This is a genomic window from Pseudomonas sp. GL_135 (assembly GCF_057834665.1).
Map to the genome: position 1 here is coordinate 780,224 of NZ_CM174408.1, position 23,824 is coordinate 804,047.

25 protein-coding genes and 1 tRNA gene are annotated in these 23,824 nt (G+C 59.8%); 10 read left to right on the forward strand and 16 right to left on the reverse strand.

Annotation, left to right across the window (positions count from 1 at the left end; translation table 11 throughout):
- The first annotated feature begins 107 nt into the window (after positions 1–107).
- A complete protein-coding gene (locus tag AC3ISG_RS03515; RefSeq protein ID WP_489298522.1) occupies positions 108–764 on the forward strand; it encodes a class I SAM-dependent methyltransferase in 657 nt (218 codons plus the stop codon).
- A gap of 122 nt (positions 765–886) precedes the next feature.
- On the opposite strand, the gene ychF is transcribed toward AC3ISG_RS03515, so the two are convergent.
- The 8 genes from ychF to AC3ISG_RS03555 all read right to left on the reverse strand — a co-directional run bounded on the left by ychF (position 887) and on the right by AC3ISG_RS03555 (position 7,724).
- Positions 887–1,987: a redox-regulated ATPase YchF gene (gene ychF, locus AC3ISG_RS03520; protein WP_191945871.1), complete on the reverse strand. Its 1,101-nt coding sequence runs from the start codon at positions 1,985–1,987 to the stop codon at positions 887–889.
- Between the two features lie 21 nt (positions 1,988–2,008).
- Positions 2,009–2,593: an aminoacyl-tRNA hydrolase gene (gene pth / locus AC3ISG_RS03525; RefSeq protein ID WP_108120616.1), complete on the reverse strand. Its 585-nt coding sequence runs from the start codon at positions 2,591–2,593 to the stop codon at positions 2,009–2,011.
- Positions 2,594–2,668: 75 nt separating this feature from the next.
- Positions 2,669–3,280, reverse strand: a complete 612-nt coding sequence (locus AC3ISG_RS03530; RefSeq protein WP_489298523.1) for a 50S ribosomal protein L25/general stress protein Ctc — start codon at positions 3,278–3,280, stop codon at positions 2,669–2,671.
- 140 nt (positions 3,281–3,420) lie between these two features.
- On the reverse strand, positions 3,421–4,362 hold the full coding sequence (locus tag AC3ISG_RS03535; protein WP_037018241.1) for a ribose-phosphate pyrophosphokinase: 942 nt from the start codon (positions 4,360–4,362) through the stop codon (positions 3,421–3,423).
- 47 nt (positions 4,363–4,409) lie between these two features.
- Positions 4,410–4,484 (reverse strand) — tRNA-Gln (locus AC3ISG_RS03540).
- 36 nt (positions 4,485–4,520) lie between these two features.
- Positions 4,521–5,372: a 4-(cytidine 5'-diphospho)-2-C-methyl-D-erythritol kinase gene (gene ispE, locus AC3ISG_RS03545; RefSeq protein WP_489298524.1), complete on the reverse strand. Its 852-nt coding sequence runs from the start codon at positions 5,370–5,372 to the stop codon at positions 4,521–4,523.
- 2 nt (positions 5,373–5,374) lie between these two features.
- Positions 5,375–5,992 (reverse strand): lipoprotein insertase outer membrane protein LolB, encoded by a 618-nt coding sequence (lolB, locus tag AC3ISG_RS03550; RefSeq protein ID WP_122622592.1) that lies wholly within the window; start codon positions 5,990–5,992, stop codon positions 5,375–5,377.
- A gap of 4 nt (positions 5,993–5,996) precedes the next feature.
- The gene (locus AC3ISG_RS03555; RefSeq protein WP_122536201.1) at positions 5,997–7,724 is read right to left on the reverse strand and encodes a tetratricopeptide repeat protein; all 1,728 of its coding nucleotides are present in this window, start codon (positions 7,722–7,724) and stop codon (positions 5,997–5,999) included.
- 257 nt (positions 7,725–7,981) lie between these two features.
- Here AC3ISG_RS03555 and hemA point away from each other — a divergent pair, with 257 nt between their 5' ends.
- The 6 genes from hemA (at position 7,982) to AC3ISG_RS03585 (ending at position 13,364) form a co-directional block, all read left to right on the forward strand.
- Positions 7,982–9,259, forward strand: coding sequence for a glutamyl-tRNA reductase (gene hemA / locus AC3ISG_RS03560; protein ID WP_122536200.1), 1,278 nt, complete (start codon positions 7,982–7,984; stop codon positions 9,257–9,259).
- Complete coding sequence (gene prfA, locus AC3ISG_RS03565; protein ID WP_122536199.1) at positions 9,256–10,338, forward strand: peptide chain release factor 1; 1,083 nt, start codon at positions 9,256–9,258, stop codon at positions 10,336–10,338. Before hemA ends, prfA begins: the two co-directional genes overlap by 4 nt.
- Positions 10,339–11,172 carry a peptide chain release factor N(5)-glutamine methyltransferase gene (gene prmC / locus AC3ISG_RS03570; protein ID WP_489298525.1) on the forward strand — a complete coding sequence of 278 codons (834 nt, stop codon included), beginning with the start codon at positions 10,339–10,341 and terminating at the stop codon, positions 11,170–11,172. It abuts the gene before it with no gap.
- Positions 11,166–11,939, forward strand: coding sequence for a molybdopterin-synthase adenylyltransferase MoeB (locus AC3ISG_RS03575; RefSeq protein ID WP_122536197.1), 774 nt, complete (start codon positions 11,166–11,168; stop codon positions 11,937–11,939). Before prmC ends, AC3ISG_RS03575 begins: the two co-directional genes overlap by 7 nt.
- On the forward strand, positions 11,932–12,732 hold the full coding sequence (murI, locus tag AC3ISG_RS03580) for a glutamate racemase (RefSeq protein WP_122536196.1): 801 nt from the start codon (positions 11,932–11,934) through the stop codon (positions 12,730–12,732). Before AC3ISG_RS03575 ends, murI begins: the two co-directional genes overlap by 8 nt.
- A gap of 113 nt (positions 12,733–12,845) precedes the next feature.
- On the forward strand, positions 12,846–13,364 hold the full coding sequence (locus AC3ISG_RS03585; protein ID WP_122536195.1) for an acyloxyacyl hydrolase: 519 nt from the start codon (positions 12,846–12,848) through the stop codon (positions 13,362–13,364).
- A gap of 156 nt (positions 13,365–13,520) precedes the next feature.
- Here the strand turns inward: AC3ISG_RS03585 and AC3ISG_RS03590 are convergent, their stop codons facing one another.
- The 6 genes from AC3ISG_RS03590 to AC3ISG_RS03615 all read right to left on the reverse strand — a co-directional run bounded on the left by AC3ISG_RS03590 (position 13,521) and on the right by AC3ISG_RS03615 (position 18,630).
- Positions 13,521–13,832 carry a YkgJ family cysteine cluster protein gene (locus AC3ISG_RS03590; protein ID WP_074883972.1) on the reverse strand — a complete coding sequence of 104 codons (312 nt, stop codon included), beginning with the start codon at positions 13,830–13,832 and terminating at the stop codon, positions 13,521–13,523.
- 53 nt (positions 13,833–13,885) lie between these two features.
- Complete coding sequence (gene phrB / locus AC3ISG_RS03595; RefSeq protein WP_489298526.1) at positions 13,886–15,331, reverse strand: deoxyribodipyrimidine photo-lyase; 1,446 nt, start codon at positions 15,329–15,331, stop codon at positions 13,886–13,888.
- Between the two features lie 9 nt (positions 15,332–15,340).
- Positions 15,341–16,279, reverse strand: coding sequence for a MerR family transcriptional regulator (locus AC3ISG_RS03600; RefSeq protein WP_489298527.1), 939 nt, complete (start codon positions 16,277–16,279; stop codon positions 15,341–15,343).
- A gap of 2 nt (positions 16,280–16,281) precedes the next feature.
- Positions 16,282–17,262, reverse strand: coding sequence for a YbgA family protein (locus AC3ISG_RS03605; protein ID WP_205486727.1), 981 nt, complete (start codon positions 17,260–17,262; stop codon positions 16,282–16,284).
- Between the two features lie 169 nt (positions 17,263–17,431).
- Entirely contained in the window at positions 17,432–17,647 is a 216-nt protein-coding gene (locus AC3ISG_RS03610) for a TIGR02450 family Trp-rich protein (RefSeq protein WP_122536190.1), read from the reverse strand.
- A complete protein-coding gene (locus AC3ISG_RS03615) occupies positions 17,644–18,630 on the reverse strand; it encodes an NAD(P)/FAD-dependent oxidoreductase (RefSeq protein WP_122536189.1) in 987 nt (328 codons plus the stop codon). Before AC3ISG_RS03615 ends, AC3ISG_RS03610 begins: the two co-directional genes overlap by 4 nt.
- 299 nt (positions 18,631–18,929) lie before the next feature.
- On the opposite strand from AC3ISG_RS03615, the gene AC3ISG_RS03620 reads away from it, so the two are divergent.
- Positions 18,930–19,832 carry a TIGR01777 family oxidoreductase gene (locus tag AC3ISG_RS03620; protein ID WP_489298528.1) on the forward strand — a complete coding sequence of 301 codons (903 nt, stop codon included), beginning with the start codon at positions 18,930–18,932 and terminating at the stop codon, positions 19,830–19,832.
- A gap of 14 nt (positions 19,833–19,846) precedes the next feature.
- The gene (hemH, locus tag AC3ISG_RS03625; RefSeq protein WP_489298529.1) at positions 19,847–20,878 is read left to right on the forward strand and encodes a ferrochelatase; all 1,032 of its coding nucleotides are present in this window, start codon (positions 19,847–19,849) and stop codon (positions 20,876–20,878) included.
- A 210-nt stretch (positions 20,879–21,088) separates the two neighbouring features.
- On the opposite strand, the gene AC3ISG_RS03630 is transcribed toward hemH, so the two are convergent.
- Together AC3ISG_RS03630 and upp are read right to left on the reverse strand one after the other, a co-directional pair.
- Positions 21,089–22,369, reverse strand: a complete 1,281-nt coding sequence (locus AC3ISG_RS03630; RefSeq protein WP_489298530.1) for a uracil-xanthine permease family protein — start codon at positions 22,367–22,369, stop codon at positions 21,089–21,091.
- Positions 22,369–23,007, reverse strand: coding sequence for a uracil phosphoribosyltransferase (upp, locus tag AC3ISG_RS03635; protein WP_122536186.1), 639 nt, complete (start codon positions 23,005–23,007; stop codon positions 22,369–22,371). Before upp ends, AC3ISG_RS03630 begins: the two co-directional genes overlap by 1 nt.
- A gap of 197 nt (positions 23,008–23,204) precedes the next feature.
- On the opposite strand from upp, the gene AC3ISG_RS03640 reads away from it, so the two are divergent.
- Complete coding sequence (locus tag AC3ISG_RS03640) at positions 23,205–23,762, forward strand: hypoxanthine-guanine phosphoribosyltransferase (RefSeq protein WP_037018287.1); 558 nt, start codon at positions 23,205–23,207, stop codon at positions 23,760–23,762.
- Positions 23,763–23,824: the final 62 nt, after the last annotated feature.

Genomic DNA, 23,824 nt, shown 5'->3' on the forward strand with positions numbered 1-23,824 from the left:
TCATACGCGCGCGTGCGGCGTGGGTTGAAAGACGAAAGCATGGCGACGTATAAGATTCGTCGCCTTCTCTTCGTATTTCGATACCCATAGCCGTAGGGGATTTTTCCATGACCGATAGCAGTGCCGCAGGTGCGGCGGTTTATTCGCCCCTTACGTTGGCGTTGTACGACGCCTGGGTGCTGGGCATTTCCAATCGGTATGCCTGGCGCTGCCCGACCGATGAGGTGCTGTTGCCGTTCTTCCGCGCCACTGTTCGTGCGCACCATCTGGATATTGGCGTCGGCACGGGTTACTACCTGGCGAAAGCCAAGTTGCCACCGAGCACCCAAATCACCTTGATGGACCTCAACCCAAGCAGCCTCGCTGCCGCCAAGCGCAGGATCGGCCGGCCAGACACGCGCACCCTTCAGCATGACGTGATGACGCCGATCCCCGGTAACGAACGCTTCGACTCGATATCACTGTTCTATCTGCTGCATTGCCTGCCAGGCCCGCTGAACGCCAAGGCGGCGATTTTCGCTCACCTCAAGCACAATCTGACCCCGGACGGCGTATTGTTTGGCGCGACTATTCTGGGGGATGAAGCGGGGCACAACGGCTTTGGCCGCAAGCTGATGGCGGTGTACAACAAGAAAGGCATCTTCGGAAACAGCCACGACACCCAGGCCGGTTTCGAAGCGCATTTGCGCATGCATTTTCGCGATGTGACGCTCAGGCGCGAAGGCGTCGTTCTGCTGTTCCGCGCAGCGCAGCCGATTGTCTGAGCCGCACCGAGGCAGGCGAGCGTTACTGACAGAGACAAAGCGCTGAAAGCACAAAGCCCGCGATCACCGAGTGATGCGCGGGCTTTGGTGTTCAGCGGGGGCCGTGAAGGCCCTCGATCGCGTTAGACGTTGAAACGGAAGTGCAGAACGTCGCCGTCCTTGACGATGTAGTCCTTGCCTTCCAGGCGCCATTTGCCCGCTTCCTTGGCACCGGCCTCACCCTTGTACTGGATGAAATCGTTGTAAGCGACGCATTCGGCGCGGATAAAGCCCTTCTCGAAATCGGTGTGGATCACGCCGGCAGCCTGTGGCGCGGTAGCGCCGACACGGACGGTCCACGCACGAACTTCTTCAACACCGGCAGTGAAGTAGGTCTGCAGATGCAGCATTTCGTAGCCGGCACGGATCACGCGGTTCAGACCAGGCTCTTCAAGGCCCAGGGCCTCCAGGAACATGTCCTTTTCTTCGCCATCTTCGAGTTCGGCGATCTCCGCCTCGATCTTGTTGCAGACCGGCACCAGCATTGCGCCTTCTTCTTCGGCGATGGCGCGAACCACGTCCAGGTGCGGGTTGTTCTCGAAGCCGTCTTCAGCAACGTTGGCGATGTACATGACCGGTTTGGTGGTCAGCAGATGGAAGCCCTTGATCACGGCTTTCTCATCGGCGCTCATGCTCTTCATCAGGCTGCGGGCAGGTTTGCCCAGTGTGAAGTGAGCAATGAGTTGTTCCAGCAGGCCTTTCTGGACCACTGCGTCCTTGTCACCGCCCTTGGCGTTGCGCGTGACTTTCTGCAGTTGCTTCTCGCAGCTGTCGAGGTCAGCGAAAATCAGTTCCAGATCGATGATCTCGATGTCGCGCTTCGGGTCGACGCTGTTGGAAACGTGAATCACGTTCTCGTCTTCGAAGCAGCGCACAACGTGGGCGATGGCGTCAGTCTCGCGAATGTTGGCGAGGAACTTGTTGCCCAGGCCTTCACCTTTGGAGGCACCGGCTACCAGCCCGGCGATGTCCACGAATTCCATCGTGGTCGGTAGAATACGCTTCGGGTTGACGATATCGGCCAGGGCCTGCAGGCGCGGGTCCGGCATGGGCACGATGCCGGTGTTCGGTTCGATGGTGCAGAAGGGAAAGTTCTCCGCCGCGATACCGGACTTGGTCAGGGCGTTGAACAGGGTGGACTTGCCGACGTTGGGCAGGCCGACGATGCCGCAGTTGAATCCCATGGTGTTTCCCCTCGAGTGATGTCAGGCCTTCTGGCTGTGCAGGACGCGCATCGCCTTGGCGAAGTCGCCAGCGAGTACATCCGGCAGCACGCCGAGGGCAAAGTCGATGCTGGCATCCAGCTTTTCCTGCTCGGCGCGTGGCGCTCGACCCAGGACGAAATTGGACACCAGACTGGCGTCGCCCGGGTGGCCGATGCCAAGCCGCAGGCGGTGGAAGCCGTTCTGGTTGCCGAGCTGCGCAATGATGTCGCGCAACCCGTTATGCCCGCCGTGCCCGCCACCCAGTTTGAGTTTGGCGACGCCCGGAGGCAGGTCGAGTTCGTCGTGGGCCACCAGAATGGCTTGCGGAGGAATCCGGAAGAAACCCGCCAGAGCCGCGACGGACTGGCCGCTGCGGTTCATGTACGTGGTAGGAATCAGCAGACGAACGTCTTGGCCCTGATGACTGAACTTAGCCGTCAGGCCGAAATATTTGCGGTCAGCGGTCAGATTGACACGCTGGGCGCTGGCAATGCGCTCAACGAAAAGAGCCCCTGCGTTATGCCGGGTCTGTTCGTATTCGGGGCCTGGATTTCCCAGGCCGACGATCAGTTGGATGGCGGTCACGTCAGGGGCTCTTCCTTGGGTCGAGTGTGATGATGGCGAGCATCATCACGGGTTCAACCGGCTAGCGAGTAATAATTACTCTGCTTCGCCTTCTGCGGTGCCTTCTTCTTCGTCCTGGACGATGCGAGGGGCGTGGACGTTAGCGATGTCCAGGTCCTTGCCGTGCGCCAGAGCAACGAATTCAACACCTTTAGGTGCTTTAACGTCGGACAGGTGAACGTTGTCGCCGATTTCCAGCGCGCCCAGGTCAACTTCGATGAACTCAGGCAGGTCTTTCGGCAGGCAGGTCACTTCCAGCTCGGTAGTGGTGTGCGAGATCTCGCCGCCTTTCTTGACCGGTGCTTCTTCGTTGATGAAGTGCACTGGAACGATAGCGGTCAGTTTCTGGCCAGCCACGACGCGGATGAAGTCAGCGTGCATGATGAACTGCTTGGCCGGGTGACGCTGCATGGCCTTGATCAGTACGTTCTGCTTGGCGCCATCGACATTCAGCTCGATAACGTGGCTGAAAGCAGCTTCGTTTTCGAACAGCTTGGCAATTTCCTTGGCTTCGATGGTGATCGAAACAGCTTCCTTGCCACCACCGTAGACAACGGCTGGGACTTGGGCGGCGAGACGACGCAGGCGGCGGCTCGCACCTTTCCCCAGGTCAGTACGCGCTTGGGCGTTCAGAGTAAATTCGTTCATTTTGTATCTCCAATATAGCCATGACCGAGCGGCGTTTGCGACCAGCGCCAGACACGGTATGGGCAAAAAAGCCCCGCCCCGGCATTTGGTGTCGGGGCGGGGCGCTTTTCGTCAACGGATGGTTCGGCAGGGCAGGGCCCTTATCGGAACATCGCGCTGATCGATTCTTCATTGCTGATGCGACGCATCGCCTCAGCGACGACCGGTGCGATATCCAGTTGACGGATACGGTCACAGGCCTGTGCTGCAGCGGACAACGGGATGGTGTTCGTCACCACCAGTTCGTCCAGCACGGAATTTTCGATGTTCTCGATTGCACGGCCCGACAGAACGGGGTGTGTGCAATACGCGAAGACCTTGGCAGCGCCGTGTTCTTTCAGCGCCTTGGCCGCGTGGCACAGGGTGCCGGCGGTATCGACCATGTCGTCGACGAGAATACAGGTACGGCCTTCGACATCACCGATGATGTGCATCACTTCGGAGTGGTTGGCCTTCTCGCGACGCTTGTCGATGATGCCCAGATCGACGCCCAGGGATTTGGCAACAGCACGTGCACGCACGACGCCGCCGATATCCGGGGAGACAATCATCAGGTTTTCGAAGCGTTGGTCTTCGATGTCATCCACCAGAACCGGGGAGCCGTAGATGTTATCTACCGGAATATCGAAGAAGCCTTGAATCTGGTCAGCGTGCAGGTCGACAGTCAGCACACGGTCGATACCGACGACGGTGAGCATGTCCGCAACCACTTTAGCGCTGATAGCCACACGGGCGGAACGCGGACGGCGATCCTGGCGGGCATAACCAAAGTAAGGAATTACAGCAGTGATACGAGTGGCCGAGGAACGACGGAAGGCATCAGCCATCACGACGAGTTCCATCAGGTTATCGTTGGTCGGAGCGCAGGTCGGCTGGATAATGAAGACGTCTTTACCGCGAACGTTTTCATTGATCTCAGCGGTAATCTCACCGTCGGAGAACTTTCCAACAGAGATGTCACCGAGAGGGATATGCAGCTGACGTACGACACGCCGAGCCAGATCGGGGTTGGCGTTCCCCGTAAAGACCATCATCTTGGACACGCGCAGTACCTGGAGGCTTAGGGTATGCCTGGATGACTATAGGAAAATGGCAGGGGCGGCTGGATTCGAACCAACGCATGGCAGGATCAAAACCTGCTGCCTTACCGCTTGGCGACGCCCCTGTATCTGTTGCACGAGTGCCTGGCACTCGGTTCCTTTTAGAGCAGTGCCTGTAACTTCCGGTGCAACATCGAGATGTTTGCGCCTTTTGCTACAAACCCTGTAAGGGTCCCTGTAAGAAGGGCCGAGACTTTATCAGCTTCAGCTTTGCTTGGGAAGGCCCCAAACACACAACTTCCAGTTCCGGTTAATTTTGCTTCGGTAAATTTACCTAACAAATTCAAAGCGTTACCAACTTCTGGATATCGCCTCGTTACAACCGGTAAGCAGTCGTTTCGACTGTTTCCCTTGGGAACGGGGCGCACTTTAATGGGCGGAGTGTCACGTGTCAACAGCGGATCTGAAAAAATTTCTGCTGTACTTACAGATACTTGCGGCACTAGCACCAGATACCAAGGTTCTTCGGGGGTGACGGGGGTCAGTATCTCGCCGATTCCCTCAGCAAAAGCAGCGTGTCCACGCACGAAAACCGGCACGTCTGCCCCAAGCTTGAGGCCCAGCCCCGCCAGCCGATCCTCATCCCAGCCAAGTTGCCAGAGATAATTCAGGCCGAGCAATGTGGTTGCCGCATCCGAGCTTCCGCCGCCAATGCCGCCACCCATGGGCAAGATTTTTTTCAGCCAGATATCAACGCCGAACGGAGAACCGGATGCTTCCTTTAGCGCACGAGCCGCTCTGACGATCAGATTGCTGTCGTGAGGGACGTCGGCGATTTCCGTCTGCAGCCGCACTTCGCCGTCGTCGCGAAGCGCGAAACTGAGTTCGTCGCCGTAATCGAGAAACTGAAACAGCGTCTGCAGTTCGTGATAACCGTCGGCGCGGCGTCCGGTGATGTGCAGCATCAGATTCAGCTTGGCAGGGGCGGGCAGTGTCAGGCGTGCTTGCGACATGCTCATTGCCCCAGTTTGCGTGGTTGCCAGTCCTTGATAACCAGCGTGACGTCCAAATCCTGCCCGTGCAGCTTCATGCGTTCAGGCAACCAGAAACCGTTCTGCTGGGTATAGCTCAGGTATTCGATCTGCCAGCCGTCCTGTTCGAGGCTGGACAAGCGACTGTCACCGTCAAGGGTCAGGCTGCTTTTGCTGTCGGGGGCGGGAAGGCCGCGTACCCACCAGACCAGATGCGACACCGGCAGTTTCCAGCCGAGCTGATCCTTGAGCAGGGTTTCCGGATCCGGCGCGTCATAGCGGCCCTGATTAGCGACTTCCAGCGACACAGCGCCAGGGCGACCGGTCAGGCGGGCAGCACCGCGACCCAGCGGACCGGACAGGCGAATGTCGTAGTAATCCTGGCGTTGCAGCCAGAACAGCGTGCCGCTGCCGGAATCCTTTGGCGCGCGGATGCCGACCTTGCCGTTGATCTGCCAGCCGTCGAGGCTGCTCAGTTGTTCTTTGTTCACACGCCATTGATTGGCGTCGCCCTTGCCTTGTACGGCTTCGCGGGAGGACATGCCGGCACAACCGGCGAGCAGGGCGATCAGACTGAATACGAGTACGTGGCGCAGTTGCATAAATTCAAAGGGTCTCGGCGCCGGTCAGGCGTTTGATGGTGCTGCGCAGGACCGGGCTGTCAGGTTGTTGTTCAAGGGCCTTGCCCCACACTTTTCGGGCTTCACGCTGCTCACCTTTGGCCCACAGGACTTCGCCCAGGTGCGCGGCGACCTCGTGATCCGGAAAGCGCTCCAGCGCCTGGCGCAGCAGGCGCTCAGCTTCGTCCAGATTGCCCAGGCGGTAGTTGACCCAGCCGAGGCTGTCGAGCACCGCTGGGTCTTCCGGGTTGAGCTGATGCGCGCGTTCGATCAGCTCCTTGGCTTCGGCGTAGCGCGTCGTTCGGTCAGAGAGCGTATAGCCCAGAGCGTTCAGCGCCATGGCGTTGTTCGGTTCGCGCTTGAGAATGGCCCGCAGGTCGCTCTCCATCTGCTTCAGATCGTTGCGTTTCTCGGCCAGCATCGAACGGGTGTAGAGCAGATTCAGATCGTCCGGGTACTGCTTGAGCGCCTGGCTCAATACCTGCCAGCCGCGATCGCTCTGGTTGTTATTGGTCAGGGTCTCGGCTTCGACCAGATACAGCTGAATGGCGTAATCGGGTTGATCGGCACGTGCCTGAGCCAGCCGCTTCGACGCCTCGGCAGTGTTGCCATTGCTCATGAGGATGTCGGCCTGACGCAGCTGTGCTGGCAGGAAGTCGCTGCCGGCACCCACCTGAGCGTATTCGCTGAGCGCGGTTTGCGGATCGTTGCGCTCTTCGTAAATGCGGCCGAGGTTTACATGGGCCGAGTCGACGTGACTGCCGCGCGCAACGAGGTCTTCGAGATAACCCTGCGCTTCATCCCATGCCTTGTTTTCAAGGCACACGAGGGCAAGCGAATAACGCAGCTCGTCGTCATCCGGGTACTGCTGAACCAGGCTGGAAAACTGCACTTTGGCGTCTTCCATGCGGTTCTGCTCCACCAGCATGCGCGCGTAGGTCAGGCGCAGACGCTTGTCGTCCGGGTATTTCTTGATGCTTTTTTCCAGCAGCGGGATCGCTTCCTTGCCGCGGTCCATGCTTTGCAGCAAGCGAGCGCGGAGCAGAATCGGCGCCACTTCGCCTTCACCCGGCGGGTTGTCTTCGAGCAGTTTCAGCGAGGCGGCACTGTCGCCTTCCTGTTGAAGCAACAGCGCCTTGCCGAAGATTAGCTGACCATTTTTCGGGTACTTCATCAGCAGCCGATCGAAGCTGGTGATCAACCCCTTGCGCGTACTGGAATCGGTTTCCGATGCCGACAGCGCGAGGAAGTCAAAATGCGTGTCGCCCTGGCCCTGAAGGACTTTCTCCATATAGCGCATTGAGTCGTCGTAGCGCCCGGCGCGCGCCAGCTGGATGGCTGCCGCGCGCTGTGCCTCGAGATTGCCTGGGTCGTTTTTCGCCCAGATCATCGACGTGTCGAGAGCGGCCTGATCGGCGCCCAGGTACTCGGCGATGCGGAAGGCGCGTTCGGAAATCCCCGGATCCTGGGTCTGGATCGCCTGGGTCACGTAGTTGTCCAGCGCGATGTCAAAGCGGTTGCGCTGGCCGGCAAGCTCGGCGGTCAACAGGCTGACGACGGTGTCCTGAGTAAACGAGCCGTACACCTGAGGTTTGGCCTCGGGCGCGGGCGGCGCTTCTTTCGCCGGAACGGACGGCTCCGTAGAAACGGAGGCCGTAGACTGACAGCCACTCAGAGCGACAAGGGCAAGGAACAGCGCGGAGGATTTATTCATATAGAAGAGGGGCGGCTTACCTGCGGTTTGGAAGCATCATGACACAAGGCCGGGAGCAAACCCACAGCCCGCGCGAAATCTGGATACGCTCGATCTACAGCCTGAGCGCGGACATTTTGTCGCAGGCCAGAGCCGGTGATACGCAACCTGTATAGGGACAATAGTGCGCTGCGGACGTTCTGAATGTATTGCGGTGGTTGTCCTGAATCTACCGAAGTAGGACAATTGTCGGCTTCACGTCACCATCTGCGACCTTAATGGCCTTTCTTGCTCTGGGTATCAACCATAAGACTGCATCAGTCGATGTCCGCGAGCGCGTGGCATTTACGCCTGAACAGCTGGTTGAGGCGCTGCAGCAGCTCTGTCGTCTGACTCGCAGCCGTGAAGCCGCCATTCTCTCCACCTGCAATCGCAGCGAACTGTACATCGAACAGGATCAACTGACCGCCGACGTCGTCTTGCGCTGGCTGGCGGATTATCACCACCTGAATGTCGATGAACTTCGCGCCAGTGCCTATGTGCATGAGGACGACGCAGCGGTGCGTCACATGATGCGCGTGGCGTCGGGCCTGGATTCGCTGGTACTGGGCGAGCCGCAGATCCTCGGCCAGATGAAATCGGCCTATGCCGTTGCCCGGGAGGCTGGCACGGTCGGCCCCTTGCTCGGGCGGCTGTTTCAGGCCACCTTCAGCGCTGCCAAACAGGTCCGCACCGACACGGCCATCGGCGAGAACCCGGTGTCCGTCGCCTTTGCGGCCGTCAGCCTGGCCAAGCAGATTTTCAGCGACCTGCAGCGCAGTCAGGCGCTGTTGATAGGCGCGGGGGAGACCATCACCCTGGTCGCGCGCCACCTCCATGATCTTGGGGTCAAGCGTATCGTCGTTGCCAACCGCACGCTCGAACGCGCGAACATTCTCGCCGAGCAGTTCGGTGCCCATGCTGTGCTGCTGGCTGACATCCCGGCCGAGCTGGTTAACAGCGACATCGTCATCAGCTCAACGGCCAGTCAGTTGCCGATTCTGGGCAAAGGCGCCGTTGAAAGCGCGCTGAAGCTGCGTAAGCACAAGCCGATCTTCATGGTCGACATCGCCGTGCCGCGCGATATCGAACCCGAAGTTGGAGAGCTGGACGACGTCTACCTCTACACCGTGGACGATCTGCACGAAGTCGTCGCAGAAAACCTCAAGAGTCGCCAGGGCGCGGCGCAGGCGGCCGAAGAGCTGGTCAGCGTGGGCGTCGACGACTTCATGTCGCGCTTGCGCGAGCTGGCGGCGGTTGACGTGCTCAAGGCGTATCGTCAGCAGAGCGAACGCCTGCGTGACGAAGAATTGCAGAAGGCCCAGCGCATGCTCGCCAATGGCAGCAACGCCGAGGATGTATTGATGGCGCTGGCACGTGGCCTGACGAACAAAATGATGCACGCTCCCAGTGTGCAACTCAAAAAGCTCTCCGCTGAAGGCCGCGTTGATGCGCTGGCCATGGCCCAGGAACTCTTTGCCCTCAACGAGGGCTTCACGGATAAATCCCCGCGATGAAAGCTTCACTGCTTAATAAGCTGGACGTGCTCAGCGACCGTTTCGAGGAATTGACCGCGCTGCTTGGCGATGGCGAAGTCATCTCCGACCAAACCAAATTTCGCGCGTATTCCCGTGAGTACGCCGAAGTCGAGCCTGTGATCCAGGTGTACCGGCAACTGCAGAAAGTACAGGCCGACCTCGAAGGCGCGCAGGCGCTGCTCAAGGACAGCGACCCCGACATGCGTGAAATGGCCGTCGAGGAAGTGCGCGAAGCCAAGGATCAGTTACTCGTGCTTGAGGCTGACCTGCAGAAAATGCTGCTGCCCAAAGACCCGAACGATGGCCGCAATGTGTTTCTGGAAATCCGCGCCGGCACCGGTGGCGACGAAGCCGCTATCTTTGCCGGCGACCTGTTTCGCATGTATTCCCGCTACGCCGAGCGACGTGGCTGGCGTGTCGAGATTCTGTCCGAGAACATCGGCGAGCATGGCGGCTACAAGGAAGTCATTGCGCGGGTCGAAGGCGAGCACGTCTACGGCAAGCTGAAATTCGAGTCGGGCGTGCATCGCGTTCAGCGAGTGCCGGAAACCGAATCCCAAGGACGCATTCACACGTCTGCGTGTACGGTAGCGGTGTTGCCAGAGCCTGACGAACAGCAGACCATCGAGATCAACCCGTCAGACTTGCGCGTTGATACCTATCGCTCTTCCGGCGCCGGTGGTCAGCACGTCAACAAGACCGATTCGGCCATCCGTATTACGCACTTGCCGTCCGGCATCGTGGTGGAATGCCAGGAAGAACGTTCGCAGCACAAAAACCGTGCGCGGGCGATGTCCTGGCTGTCGGCCAAGCTCAACGATCAGCAGACCGCTGCGGCGGCCAACGCCATCGCCAGCGAGCGCAAGTTGCTGGTAGGTTCCGGGGATCGCTCGGAACGCATTCGTACGTACAATTTCCCACAGGGGCGAGTCACGGATCACCGCGTGAACCTGACGCTCTATTCCCTTGATGAAGTTCTGGCCGGCGGGGTCGATGCAGTGATAGAACCGTTACTTGCCGAGTATCAGGCAGATCAACTTGCGGCACTGGGTGATTAAATGACCATCATCGCCAGCTTGTTAAGAAGCGCCGAGTTGCCGGATTCTCCGACAGCGCGTCTGGATGCAGAATTGTTGCTGGCCGCTGCCCTGGGCAAGCCGCGCAGTTTTCTGCACACCTGGCCCGAGCGTATTGTCAGCACCGAAGCGGCGCACGCTTTCGACGGCTATCTCAAGCGTCGTCGAACCGGTGAACCCGTCGCGTACATCCTGGGCCTGCAAGGGTTCTGGAACATCGACCTGGAAGTCGCGCCCCATACGCTCATCCCGCGGCCCGAAACCGAGATGCTGGTGGAAACCGCGCTGGAGCTTTTACCCGGTGCGATTCCTCACACACTGCTCGATCTCGGCACTGGCACCGGTGCCATCGCGCTGTCGCTGGCCAAGGATCGTCCGCAGTGGAGCGTCACGGCGGTGGATCGCGTCGCAGACGCGGTCGAGCTTGCCGAACGCAACCGCCAGCGCCTGCATCTGGATAACGCCAAGGTCTTGCATAGTCACTGGTTCAGTGCCGTCGAGGGGCAGCGTTTCGACCTGATCCTGAGCAACCCCCCGTACATAGCCTCCGACGACCCTCATCTAGTCGAAGGTGACGTGCGCTTCGAGCCAAGCAGCGCGTTGGTCTCCGGCGCCGATGGCCTGGACGATTTGCGCCTGATCGTGTCGCAAGCGCCCGCACACCTTGAAGCCGGCGGCTGGCTGTTGCTGGAGCATGGTTACGATCAAGGCGCGGCGGTGCGCGAGCTGTTGCTTGAGCACGGATTCGAAGAGATCAAGACCCGCCGCGACCTGGGCGACCACGAGCGCATTACCTTCGGGCGAGTGCCGTGCTGACGGACGAGGAACTGCTGCGCTACAGCCGGCAGATCCTTCTGCAACAGGTCGACATCGACGGCCAGCTGCGCCTCAAACAGAGCCGCGTTCTGATTGTCGGCCTCGGGGGACTGGGTTCGCCTGTAGCGTTGTATCTGGCGGCGGCCGGCGTCGGAGCATTGCATCTGGCTGATTTCGACAGTGTCGATCTGACCAACCTGCAACGCCAGATCATTCACGACACCCCGAGCGTGGGCTTAAGCAAAGTAGACTCAGCCATCACCCGGCTCACTGCCATCAACCCGCAGATAACACTGGTGGCCCATCGCGCGGCGCTTGATGCCGACTCACTGGCGGCAGCCGTGGTCGGGGTCGATCTGGTGCTGGACTGCTCGGACAATTTCTCGACGCGCGAGGCGGTCAATGCGGCCTGCGTCGCCGCCTGCAAACCGCTGGTCAGCGGCGCTGCAATTCGCCTGGAAGCGCAACTGTCGGTGTTTGACCCGCGTCGTGCCGAAAGCCCCTGTTACCACTGCCTGTACGGGCACGGCAGCGAAACCGAATTGACCTGCAGCGAGGCCGGCGTGATCGGTCCTTTGGTGGGACTGGTGGGCAGTTTGCAGGCTCTCGAAGCCCTGAAGCTGCTGGCCGGATTCGGCGAGCCGATGGTCGGGCGACTGCTGCTGATCGATGCATTGAGCACGCGATTCCGCGAATTGAAAGTCAAACGCGATCCGGGCTGCAGCGTGTGCGGTACCGGGCTTGGAGCTGCCGTCGAGCATGAATAGAGACAGCGATGCGCCGGTGGCGGTGTTTGATTCCGGCGTCGGCGGGTTGTCGGTGCTGGCGGAAATACGGCAGTTGCTGCCACGGGAATCCCTGCTCTATGTCGCCGACTGCGGCCACATCCCCTATGGCGAGAAAACCCCCGAATTCATTCGCGAACGTTGCGCAACGATTGCCGAGTTCTTCCACCGTCAGCGCGCCAAGGCGCTGGTCATTGCCTGCAATACGGCAACGGTGGCCGGCATCGCTGACTTGCGCGTCCGCTACCCTGACTGGCCGCTGGTGGGCATGGAGCCTGCGGTCAAACCAGCCGCTGCGGCGACGCGGACCGGTGTCGTCGGCGTGCTGGCAACTACGGGCACCCTGCAGAGCGCTAAATTCGCTGCATTGCTTGATCGCTTCGCAGCAGATGTGCAAGTCATCACGCAGCCCTGCCCGGGACTGGTGGAGTTGATCGAAACGGGCGACCTGGTCAGCCCGACGATTCGGCAACTGCTGCAGAGTTACGTCGCGCCATTACTCGCCGCAGGCTGCGACACCATCATTCTGGGCTGCACGCATTACCCGTTTCTCAAGCCATTGCTGCGGGAAATGATCCCTGCGTCCATCACGCTGATCGACACCGGCGCCGCTGTAGCCCGGCAGTTGCAGCGCTTATTGGGTGAGCGTGAGCTGCTGGCGAGCGGTCATCCTCGGACTGCCCAGTTCTGGACGACCGGCGATCCAGAAGATTTCAGAAACGTCCTACGCGTGCTTTGTAACAACTCCGACAATGTGCGAAGCTTCGTTTCGTGAAAAAAACGTGAATCGCTTCGTCTGTGGGTGAACTAAAGTTCAGCTGCCGGCTTCTACAGCACTTCTGTCGATATAAAAAATTTCTAACTGCTTTCGAAAATAGGATGTTTCAGATGAAGCGACTGTTTTGTTTGGCTGCGATTGCGGCTGCTCTTTTGGGGCAAAGCGCAATGGCTCAAGCTGATGGGGTCGAGTTTTCCGTAGGACAAACTGGCGAATCCACCATGACTTATCGTCTAGGTGCGCAGTTTGATTGGGATAAAAGCTGGTGGCAAACCGGTGTCGGTCGCCTGACCGGCTATTGGAGCGGCGCCTATACATACTGGGAAGGCGACAAGAACTCCAGCAACAACAGCCTGTCGTTCTCCCCGGTATTCGTTTATGAGTTCTCGGGTGAAAGCGTCAAGCCTTACATCGAAGCGGGTATCGGCGCCGCTGTGTTCCAGCGCACCGAAGTGGAAGGTAACAAGCTGGGCAGCGCGTTCCAGTTTGAAGACCGTTTGGGTTTTGGTCTGCGCTTTGCCGGTGGACATGAAGTCGGCCTGCGCGCCACTCACTACTCCAACGGCGGCATGACCACCAACAACGACGGTATCGAAAGCTACGCGATCCACTACACGATGCCGTTCTAAGCGCTCGAGTGTTTCATTGCAGGAGCGGGCTTGACCGCAATTGCAACGTACCCTGCGCTTCTTCTCGGCTGAAGCCGGTCCAACCGACGCAGCACATGGTAGGACTGGCTTTAACCGGGAAGGTCAGCCAACGCGGCTGACTCAGGCAAACAGCAATCACAGATACGCCGTGGCAATCCCCTCTCGCTCGGCAATACACTCTGGCGCACCCATTTCGAATTCCCTGCAAATCAACGGCCGACGGTCGTAGATCGTGCACATCATCGTGTCGCGATCCAGTGCCGCGCACCAGCCATCGTCCAGGCGCAGCATGACTTCGCCTCCCCAGTCATCGGTGTCGATGTACCGCTCGGGCACGCCGGTGTCGGTGATCAGCATGACTTCCAGCTGGCAGCAGCAGGCCGCGCAGGTGGAACACGTGATTGCGGGTTCGGCAGGGAGTTGAAGCGAAGGGATAACGGTCGTCATGGGCCGCAGTTTAAATCACCGCGCAGCGGACCGCGAACCGGCGTGACGAATGCTCACCCATTCTCCTGCGTCTCCGCCTGCCGTTGGGGCAGCGACTTGAACGCTTGCAGGGCGCGCTCGCGGCTGGCTTTCAAATCAACGATGGGCGCGGGATAACCCTCAGCGCTGAACAGGCCGCCCAGTGCGGCGGGGTTATGAATGTCGCGCTTGTTCAGCTCGGCCAGTTCAGGCACCCACTGTTTGATGAATCGGCCCTCAGGGTCGAAGCGCTCCGACTGACTTTGCGGATTGAAGATCCGGAAGTAAGGCGACGCATCGGTGCCGGTTGATGAACTCCACTGCCAGCCGCCGTTGTTCGAGGCGAGATCGCCGTCGATCAGGTGCTGCATGAAGAAGCGCTCACCTTCACGCCAGTCGATCAGCAGATTCTTGGTCAGGAACATGGCCGAAATCATCCGCAGGCGATTGTGCATCCAGCCTGTCTCACGCAGCTGACGCATGGCGGCGTCGACAATCGGCAGGCCGGTTCGGCCCTGCTGCCAGGCCTCGAGATCCTCGGGCGAGTTGCGCCATTTCAGCGCTTCGGTTTCCGGGCGGAAGGCGCGATGACGGGAGACACGGGGGAAGCCCACCAGCACGTGCTTGTAAAACTCACGCCAGAGCAGTTCGTTGATCCAGGTGACTGAGCCCGAGTTACCGGTCTCGAACTCGCCATTGTTGCTGCGCAGTGCCGAATGCAGGCACTGGCGCGGAGAAATCACGCCGGCAGCCAGGTACGCAGACAACTGGCTGGTCCCGGGCTTGGCGGGGAAGTCGCGCTCTTGATCGTAGTAATGCACTTGCTCGTCGGTGAAGTTTTGCAGGCGATCACGCGCCTCATCTTCGCCGGCCGGCCAGAGCGAACGCAGGGTATCAGTCGGTGCGGCGAAACCCTTGACTGCATCCGGCACGACATCGCTTTTGACAGACAGCTTCTGCTGCGCCCTGGGCAGCGCAACCAGCGCCGGCATCGAGTAATGCAAACGGGCGTAGCAGACCTTGCGGAATTGCGTGAAAACCTTGAAATACCCGCCGCTCTTGGTGAGCACGCTGCCAGGCTGAAAGAACAGCTGGTCGAGGTGGCGATGAAACAGAACGCCGGCGCCATCGAGTGCCTTTTCAACGTCACAATCACGTTTGGTCTCGTTGATGCCGTACTCGTCGTTGACGTGCACGCTGTCGATCCCGTGTTGCTGACACAAGCCAAGCAACGCCTTGGGCGCCCGCGACCACGTGTCCGCATGGACGATCAGCAAAGGGACATTGAGCGCCGCAAGTGCCTTGCTCAATTCGCGAAGGTTGCGCAGCCAGAAATCGACTTTGCATGGGGCATCGTCATGGCTTTGCCACTGGCCCGGACTGATCATGTACACGGCAAGCGTCGGGCCCTGCTCCATGGCAGCGCTCAGCGCCGTGTTGTCATGCACACGCAGATCGCTGCGCAGCCATATCAATTGCATAGTTATTCCTTAGAGGAGCCCTAGCCGCTGCAAAGTGGCCTGGGCGGTCAAAGGGTCTTCAGCCAGCGAGAGGCCGGAGACTTCACCCTCGGCGGCGGATAATTCCGTCGAATGAATGCGCACTGCGGGCCCGACGATCAGCTTCGGGCACTCGATGTTGTGCAGCAGGCGGGGCAGTTGGCCGACGTTCAGAGACTTGCTGGAGTACAACAGCACTGCGCGCGGCTTGAGGTACTCGCAGGCCAGGGCGAGCTCGCCTGCCGGCAAAGGCCAGTCGAACACTTCCACAGGGCAATCGGCACTGCTGAGCAGCCACGCGGTCAGCCACAGATGCGGCTCGAGCGGCAGATCGGACTGGTTGACCAGCAGCAAGGGCGCGCCGCTGACCTGACGGTTGTTGTGGTACAGCCGGGCGCCAAACTTGCTGCGCAGCCACGAATAGAAAAACACCCGCTCCAGCTGCGCGCCGAACTGGCCTTGCCAGCGCTGCTCAAGTGACGCCAGCAGCGGCAGTAACAATTGTTCACAGAGCGTGCGCGGCGGGTACAACGACATGGCGCGGTTGAGTGAATCGTCCAGGCGCCGCTCGGCCAGGGCGCCGATGGCTTCCTGAAGGGTCTGGCGAAGAATGTCCCAGTCGTTCTCGACATTCGGCGGTGCCGCCTGCTGGTCGTCGATCAGCTGCTTGACCTGACTGACCGACACGCCACGGTTAAGCCAAGTGAGAATGGTCAGCACGCGGTCCACATGCTCATTGCTGTAAAGACGATGTCCCTTGGGCGTGCGGTGCGGAACGATAAGACCGTATCGGCGTTCCCAGGCGCGCAGGGTCACTGCGTTTACGCCGGTCAGTCGGGCAATTTCGCGAATCGGCAGCCAGCCGTTTTCAAAAGCGTTCGCGGCGTCCTGCGGGTCGCCTTCCGGCGGTTCTTGCTCGGTAGTGGTCATGTTCAAATCGCGTTGCGCAGACTGAGGTTTTCCGGATGTGGCTGCAGATAAACCTGCAGCGCAATGTACGGATCGGGGTGTCGGCGGAAATGATGTTTGAGCAGCGTCAGCGGCACGACCAGAGGCACGATGCCCTGGTGGTACTGATTGATGACGCCCTGAATTTCTTTCTTGTCGGAAGCGCTGAGGGTCTGGCGCAGATAACCGCACAGATGCTGCAGCACGTTGGTGTGGGTACGTCGGGTGGCCGGTTTCTTCAGCGCGCTCATCAGTTGACTGAAATAGCGCGGGGCGATTTCAGCCGGGTCGTTTCGGCCCATGGTGCCCAGTAGATTCCCCAGCGTTTTGTACTGAACCGGATCGTTGGCCATAAGCTGGTATTTATAGCGGGCATGAAACTCGGTCAACGAGCGTCGAGTGATGCCGCTCTTCAGCAGCGTCTGCCAGGCGGCGTAGGCAAACACGCGGGTGATGAAATTCTCCCGCAGAACCGGGTCGTTCAAACGACCGTCTTCTTCGACCGGCAGATCAGGGTGACGCGCGCAGAACGCCTGGGCATAGATGCCGCGTCCACCTGTTTCGAACGGCACGCCGTTATCGCGGTAAACCTTGACGCGTTCCAGGCCACACGACGGCGATTTCTGCATGAAGATGTAGCCGCAGATATCGCTCATCTCCTTGGCCATGTGCTCGCCATAGTCAGCCAGTTGCTCAGTCACATCCATCGAGTGATGAACCGTACCAACCGCCCGAGGATGATCCGTGTCACCCACCAAACGAATGGCTTCGCGAGGGATGCCCATACCAATGGCGACCTCGGGGCAAGCTGGCACGAAATCGAAATATTCGGTGAGGGCGCGGGTCAGAAGGTGTGATTCCTTGTGCCCGCCATTGAACCTGACCTCCACACCCATCAGGCAGGCACTGACGCCCAGCTTGGGTTTGGAGACTTGCTCTGATGAGTGACCGAGTACTGCAGACATGACAACCCCTCGAAGAACTTCTTATACAGATCCTTTGGTCTGTACAACTTTGCTCATCATAGGTTTGTGGTTCTGCAAGTCAAATAATTTGTACAAGATCTGAGGCATGAAGCGACAAGTGCTGCGTTTCAGGCGCAGCAAGAGGACGGTTCGGTAATTTGCGTATGGTTTACTTCCAGCCCATTTGCCAGGTCTGGTCATTCTGCAACGTCTGCCAAGCCAGCTTCTGAGTGCGCTTGGTCATCACTGCCTGCAGTTCGATCTCCAGGACCGTGCCTTCTTCATCACAGAACAGCTCGGTGACCAGAAAGTGTTTTTCACGATTTTGGGGGGCTGCTGCCGTCCATTTTGACAGCAGCAGCTTACGCGGATTGAGTCGATTCATTTGAGGTGTTCCAGCAAACGCCGCGCGGCTTCCTGACCGCTTAGCCATGCCCCCTCGACCCGGCCCGACAGGCACCAGTCGCCGCAGACATACAGACCCAGATCGGGGTCGGACAACGCGCCGACTTCGCGCCCGCCAGCAGGCCTTGCGTACAGCCAGCGGTGGGCGAGGGTGAACGCCGGGGCCGGCATCGCGCAATTCATCAACTCGGCGAACGCGCCGTGCAACTGATCGATGACCTCTTCCTTTGGCATGTCGACATGCTGGCGGCTCCAGGCGCTGGTGGCGTGCAGAATCCAGGTGTCCATCTGGCTGTCGCGCCCGGGTTTGCTGCGATTGCGGGCCAGCCAGTCGATAGCGCTGTCTTGCACGAAGCAGCCTTCGAGTGGCGTGTCCAGCGGAGTGTCGAAGGCCAGCGCAACGGCCCAGGTCGGCTCCATTTTCACGCCTGCGACGACGCTCGCCAGTTTGGGGGCGTCGGCCAGCAGGGTCGTGGCCTGAGGCGCGGGGATGGCGATCACGACCTGACTGAACGGGCCATGGCTCTGGCCGTCGGCGTCCAGCAGATTCCAGTGTTGTTCGCCACGAAAGACTTCGGTGATGCGGCAGGAAAAGGTCACCGGCATGTCGCCGAGCATGGCCCGGGTGATTGCACTCATGCGCGGCGCGCCGACCCAGCGCACTTGCTCGTCGGGCGACAGGCTGAGTTTTCCACCGTGATAGTTATAGAGCAGCGGCTTCCACTCGGCCACGTGGCCCTCGGCTTGCCACTGCTGCACGGCGGCGGCGAAACGACGATCCCGGGCGGTGAAGTACTGCGCGCCCATGTCCAGTGCGCCAGCATCGCTGCGTTTGCTGGACATCCGGCCGCCACTGCCGCGGCTCTTGTCGAAAAGGTGGATGCTATGCCCGGCAGCTTGCAACGCCTGGGCGGCGGAGAGTCCGGCGATGCCGGTACCGATGATTGCGATGGGGACAGTCATAGGGGCCTCGTTACCTTGTCTGCACAGACTACGCCTCAGGCAAAAGCTGTACAATGCCGTTTTTCGGTATAAGTTGTCGCCCTGCACACGCAGGACGCGGACCTTTCCAAGGGCTCGCTGACAAGTCTGACGCTTTGCTTCAATCGTTCAACTGCACGATCGGGCTGTCCTAAAGAACAGCGAGGGAGTGGATCACGCCAAGGTGACCTAGAGTTGAGTGATCACTCCGCACACGAGCTCATGGCTTGTGAAGAAATAGACTCCGCAATTGCGATGAACGCCACGTAAGGAACTCAGTCATGCACATCTTGCTGACCGGCGGTACAGGCTTGATAGGGCGTCGTTTGTGTAAGCACTGGCTCGCACAGGGCCATCAATTGACGGTCTTGAGTCGCAAACCCGATGACGTGGCGCGGCTCTGCGGCGCCAATGTTCGCGGAATTGCTCACTTCGATGACATTGGCACTCAACACGTCGATGCGGTGGTCAACTTGGCCGGCGCGCCCATCGCCGACCGCCCCTGGACACGCAAACGCAAAATACTGCTGTGGGACAGCCGCATTACCCTGACCGAACAACTCGTCACGTGGCTTGAGCGCCGCGAGCAGAAACCTGACGTACTGATTTCCGGCTCGGCGGTGGGCTGGTATGGCGACGGCGGGGAGCGCGAGCTCGACGAAAATGCGCAACCGGTCAGTGAAGATTTCGCCAGTCGCCTGTGCATTGCCTGGGAAGAGACCGCGCAACGTGCCGAAACCTTGGGCATTCGCGTGGTGCTGGTGCGCACCGGTCTGGTGTTGGCCGATGAAGGCGGCATGCTGCAACGACTGTTGCCGCCGTTCAAGCTGGGCATGGGCGGGCCGATCGGCAACGGACGCCAATGGATGCCATGGGTTCACATCGAGGATCAAATCGCCCTGATTGATTTTCTGATGAGTCGGGACCATGCCCGAGGTCCTTATAATGCCTGCGCGCCATCACCTGTTCGCAACCGGGATTTTGCCAAGACCCTTGCGTCCGTGCTGCACCGCCCGTCATTCATGCCGATGCCGGCCGTTGCGCTCCGAGTACTGCTGGGCGAGCTGTCGATCCTGCTGCTGGGCGGTCAGCGCGCCCGGCCAGACCGTCTCCAGGAGGCGGGTTTCACTTTCCGATTCACTGATCTGCGTGCGGCCCTGGAAAACCTTCTGGGCCGCCACTGACATCAAGGTGTTGCATGACCGATCACGCTTTATTGCTGGTTAACCTGGGTTCGCCAGCGTCCACGTCGGTTGCCGACGTGCGCCGCTACCTCAATCAGTTTCTGATGGACCCTTACGTTATTGACGTGCCGTGGCCAGTGCGTCGCCTGATCGTCTCGCTGATTCTGATCAAGCGCCCGGAGCAGTCGGCCCACGCTTACGCCTCGATCTGGTGGGACGAGGGTTCGCCGCTGGTGGTGCTGAGCAAACGACTTCAGCAGGCCATGGTCAAGGAATGGAAACACGGGCCGGTCGAGCTGGCGATGCGCTACGGCGAGCCTTCGATTGAGACCGTGCTCACCCGCCTGGCAGCCCAGGGCATTAAAAAGGTCACCCTGGCGCCGCTGTATCCGCAGTTCGCCGACAGCACCGTGACCACGGTCATCGAAGAAGCCAAACGCGTAGTGCGTGACAAAAAGCTGAACTTCGACTTTTCGTTGTTGAAGCCGTTCTTCAATCAACAGGAATACCTCGACGCCCTGGTGGCGAGCGTGCGGCCGCATCTGCAGCAGGATTACGATCACCTGCTGCTGAGTTTTCACGGCCTGCCCGAGCGTCACATCACCAAGCTCGACCCGACGGGCAATCACTGTTTCAAGAGCGGCAACTGCTGCGAGACGGCGTCTCCCGAAGTTCTGGCGGTCTGCTACCGCGCGCAGTGCATGCGTTCGTCGGCAGAGTTCGCCAAGCTGATGGGGATTCCCGATGGCAAATGGTCGGTGTCGTTTCAGTCACGTCTGGGCCGCGCCAAATGGATCGAACCCTACACCGAGCCGCACCTGGCCGAGCTCGCGGCTCAAGGCGTGAAGAAGCTGCTGGTCATGTGCCCGGCGTTTGTCGCGGACTGCATCGAAACGCTGGAAGAGATTGGCGACCGCGGTGCCGAGCAATTCAGGGAAGCGGGGGGCGAGGAGCTGGTGCTGATTCCATGCCTGAACGACGACCCGAACTGGGCGAAGGCGCTGAACACATTGTGCGAAAAGGCCCCAGCGATGTTGGTGGAATAACCCGAGCCTAGCTTTAACGTAGATCCCCGTGGGAGCGAGCTTGCTCGCGAATGCGTCTGTTCAAGCGGCATTGATGAACCTGATGCGCCGCCTTCGTGAGCAAGCTCACTCCCATAGTTTCGATGTACGCCGCAAATCTAAGCCACTCCTACAGAATCCCAAAAAAAGGGGCATCACGTGAGTGATGCCCCTTTTCATAACGCTTCAGAACTACGGCAACTGATCATCCAGGTGCTTGTTCTTCCACGCGTCATTCCCCGGCAGGATCAGGTTCAGCACAATCGCGGTCACGGCGCAGAGCGCGATGCCTTTCATGCCGAAATCATCAGGGCCGTTGCCGGTGCCGATCAGCACGCCGCCAATGCCGAACACCAGCGTGACGGACACGATCACCAGATTGCGCGCTTCAGCCAGGTCGACCTTGTGGCGGATCAGCGTGTTCATGCCCACCGCAGCAATCGAGCCGAACAGCAGGCACAGAATCCCGCCCATGACCGGCACCGGAATGCTCTGCAGCAACGCGCCGAACTTGCCGATGAAGGCCAGGGTAATGGCGAAAATCGCCGCCCAGGTCATGATCTTCGGGTTGTAGTTTTTCGTCAGCATCACCGCGCCGGTGACTTCGGCGTAGGTGGTGTTGGGCGGGCCACCAAACGCGCCGGCCACGGTGGTTGCAATGCCGTCACCCAGTAGCGTGCGATGCAGGCCAGGCTTTTTCAGGTAATCACGGCCTGTCACGCTGCCGACCGCTATCACGCCGCCGATGTGCTCGATGGCCGGGGCCAGTGCCACCGGAACGATGAACAGTATCGCCTGCCAGTTGAATTCCGGCGCCGTGAAGTGCGGCAAGGCCAGCCAGGGCGCTGCAGCAATTTTCGCCACATCGACCACGCCGAAATAGAACGACAACGCAAAACCCACCAGCACGCCCGAGATGATCGGCACCAGGCGGAAGATGCCTTTGCCGAATACCGCAACAATCAACGTCGTCAGCAGCGCCGCCATCGAAATGATGATGGCGGTGTTGTACGGGATCAGTTCTGCTGCGCCATCACCCGTCCGGCCCATCGCCATGTTGGCGGCAATGGGTGCCATCGCCAGACCAATGGAAATGATCACCGGGCCAATGACCACCGGCGGCAGCAGGCGGTCGATGAAGCCGGTGCCTTTGATCTTCACGGCCAAACCCAGGAAGGTGTAGACGAAGCCCGCTGCCATGACGCCGCCCATGGTCGCCGCCAGGCCGAACTGGCCCTTGGCGAGAATGATCGGGGTGATGAAGGCAAAGCTGGACGCGAGGAAGACCGGCACCTGACGGCCTGTCACCACCTGAAAACAAAGGGTGCCCAAGCCTGCCGTGAACAACGCGACGTTGGGATCGAGGCCGGTGATCAGCGGCATTAATACCAGTGCGCCAAATGCCACGAACAGCATCTGCGCGCCCGAGAGGATCGTGCGCCAGAGTGGGTCGTTGAACTCATCCGACTTCATCAGGCGTCCTTCTGCTTGGTGCCAAAAATCTTGTCACCGGCATCGCCCAGGCCCGGGATGATGTAGCCGTGTTCGTTCAGTTGTTGATCGATGGACGCGGTGTAAATGTTGACGTCCGGGTGGGCCTGCTCGACGGTGGCGATGCCTTCCGGCGCGGCAACCAGCACCATCGCGCGAATGTCGCGGCAACCGGCTTTTTTCAGCAGGTCGATGGTGGCGACCATGGAGGCGCCGGTGGCGAGCATCGGGTCGATGATCAGCGCCAGACGCTGGTCGATCTCGGGGGCGAGTTTTTCCAGGTACGTGTGGGCTTCGAGGGTTTCCTCATTGCGTGCGACGCCCACGGCACTGACCTTGGCGCCGGGGATCAGGCTGAGCACACCTTCAAGCATGCCGATGCCCGCCCGCAGGATTGGCACCACGGTAATCTTCTTGCCGGCGATCTTCTCGACCTGAACCGTGCCGGCCCATCCCTGGATGTCGTAGGTTTCCAGCGGCAGATCCTTGGTCGCTTCGTACGTCAGCAGCGCGCCGACTTCTTGAGCCAGTTCACGAAAATTCTTGGTGCTGATATCGGCACGGCGCATCAGGCCGAGCTTGTGGCGGATCAGCGGATGGCGGATCTCACGAATGGGCATAGGGGGAAGGCTCCAGCGGGCGGGCAAAAAAAACGGCTTAGATTAATCTATTCAGCTGTAACTTGTCCTGACGGTTAGGTTCGCGCGCCGAGATTTATGGAACGGCAGTGCAACGTTAGTCCAGAAACACTTGCCCTGATGTCGGCGGATGCGTACCTTTGCCCGCTTTTCCTTACACAGCCCCCTTGGAGAGCGTCATGTCCGCTGATCTCGAGCATATCCGTCAAGTCATGCGCGAGGCTGACTGCCTTTACAATGAGGCCGAAGTCGAAGCCTCCATCGCCCGCGTCGGCGAGCAAATCAATGGCGTGCTGGCCGACCGTAACCCGGTGGTGTTTTGCGTCATGAACGGTGGCCTGATCTTCGCCGGCAAGCTGCTCACTCATCTGAACTTCCCCCTGGAAGCGTCCTACCTGCACGCCACCCGCTATCGCAACGAAACCAGCGGTGGCGACCTGTTCTGGAAAGCCAAGCCTGAAGTCTCGTTCATCGACCGCGATGTGCTGATCATTGACGACATCCTCGACGAAGGCCACACCCTCGGCGCGATCATCGACTTCTGCAAACACGCCGGCGCGCGCGCTGTACACACCGCCGTGCTGATCGACAAGGACCACGACCGCAAGGCGCGGCCTGACCTGAAAGCCGATTTCGTTGGCCTGCCGTGCATCGATCGCTACATCTTCGGTTACGGCATGGACTACAAAGGCTACTGGCGCAACGCGGCCGGGATCTATGCCGTAAAGGGCATGTAAGGCAAGCATCATCATGTTGTGGGAGTGAGCTTGCTCGTGAATGCGTCGGGTCACTCGCCATC

Coding starts and splice junctions, on each gene's coding strand:
- AC3ISG_RS03590 (WP_074883972.1), bottom strand. CDS start 13,832: ATGACGACCGTTATCCCTTCGCTTCAACTCCCTGCCGAACCCGCAATC.
- AC3ISG_RS03585 (WP_122536195.1), top strand. CDS start 12,846: ATGAAGCGACTGTTTTGTTTGGCTGCGATTGCGGCTGCTCTTTTGGGG.
- AC3ISG_RS03630 (WP_489298530.1), bottom strand. CDS start 22,369: ATGAAGTCGGATGAGTTCAACGACCCACTCTGGCGCACGATCCTCTCG.
- AC3ISG_RS03615 (WP_122536189.1), bottom strand. CDS start 18,630: ATGACTGTCCCCATCGCAATCATCGGTACCGGCATCGCCGGACTCTCC.
- prfA (WP_122536199.1), top strand. CDS start 9,256: ATGAAAGCTTCACTGCTTAATAAGCTGGACGTGCTCAGCGACCGTTTC.
- hemH (WP_489298529.1), top strand. CDS start 19,847: ATGACCGATCACGCTTTATTGCTGGTTAACCTGGGTTCGCCAGCGTCC.
- AC3ISG_RS03605 (WP_205486727.1), bottom strand. CDS start 17,262: ATGTCTGCAGTACTCGGTCACTCATCAGAGCAAGTCTCCAAACCCAAG.
- AC3ISG_RS03515 (WP_489298522.1), top strand. CDS start 108: ATGACCGATAGCAGTGCCGCAGGTGCGGCGGTTTATTCGCCCCTTACG.
- ychF (WP_191945871.1), bottom strand. CDS start 1,987: ATGGGATTCAACTGCGGCATCGTCGGCCTGCCCAACGTCGGCAAGTCC.
- upp (WP_122536186.1), bottom strand. CDS start 23,007: ATGCCCATTCGTGAGATCCGCCATCCGCTGATCCGCCACAAGCTCGGC.
- AC3ISG_RS03620 (WP_489298528.1), top strand. CDS start 18,930: ATGCACATCTTGCTGACCGGCGGTACAGGCTTGATAGGGCGTCGTTTG.
- ispE (WP_489298524.1), bottom strand. CDS start 5,372: ATGTCGCAAGCACGCCTGACACTGCCCGCCCCTGCCAAGCTGAATCTG.
- prmC (WP_489298525.1), top strand. CDS start 10,339: ATGACCATCATCGCCAGCTTGTTAAGAAGCGCCGAGTTGCCGGATTCT.
- AC3ISG_RS03600 (WP_489298527.1), bottom strand. CDS start 16,279: ATGACCACTACCGAGCAAGAACCGCCGGAAGGCGACCCGCAGGACGCC.
- AC3ISG_RS03555 (WP_122536201.1), bottom strand. CDS start 7,724: ATGAATAAATCCTCCGCGCTGTTCCTTGCCCTTGTCGCTCTGAGTGGC.
- phrB (WP_489298526.1), bottom strand. CDS start 15,331: ATGCAATTGATATGGCTGCGCAGCGATCTGCGTGTGCATGACAACACG.
- AC3ISG_RS03610 (WP_122536190.1), bottom strand. CDS start 17,647: ATGAATCGACTCAATCCGCGTAAGCTGCTGCTGTCAAAATGGACGGCA.
- AC3ISG_RS03640 (WP_037018287.1), top strand. CDS start 23,205: ATGTCCGCTGATCTCGAGCATATCCGTCAAGTCATGCGCGAGGCTGAC.
- AC3ISG_RS03530 (WP_489298523.1), bottom strand. CDS start 3,280: ATGAACGAATTTACTCTGAACGCCCAAGCGCGTACTGACCTGGGGAAA.
- hemA (WP_122536200.1), top strand. CDS start 7,982: ATGGCCTTTCTTGCTCTGGGTATCAACCATAAGACTGCATCAGTCGAT.
- murI (WP_122536196.1), top strand. CDS start 11,932: ATGAATAGAGACAGCGATGCGCCGGTGGCGGTGTTTGATTCCGGCGTC.
- lolB (WP_122622592.1), bottom strand. CDS start 5,992: ATGCAACTGCGCCACGTACTCGTATTCAGTCTGATCGCCCTGCTCGCC.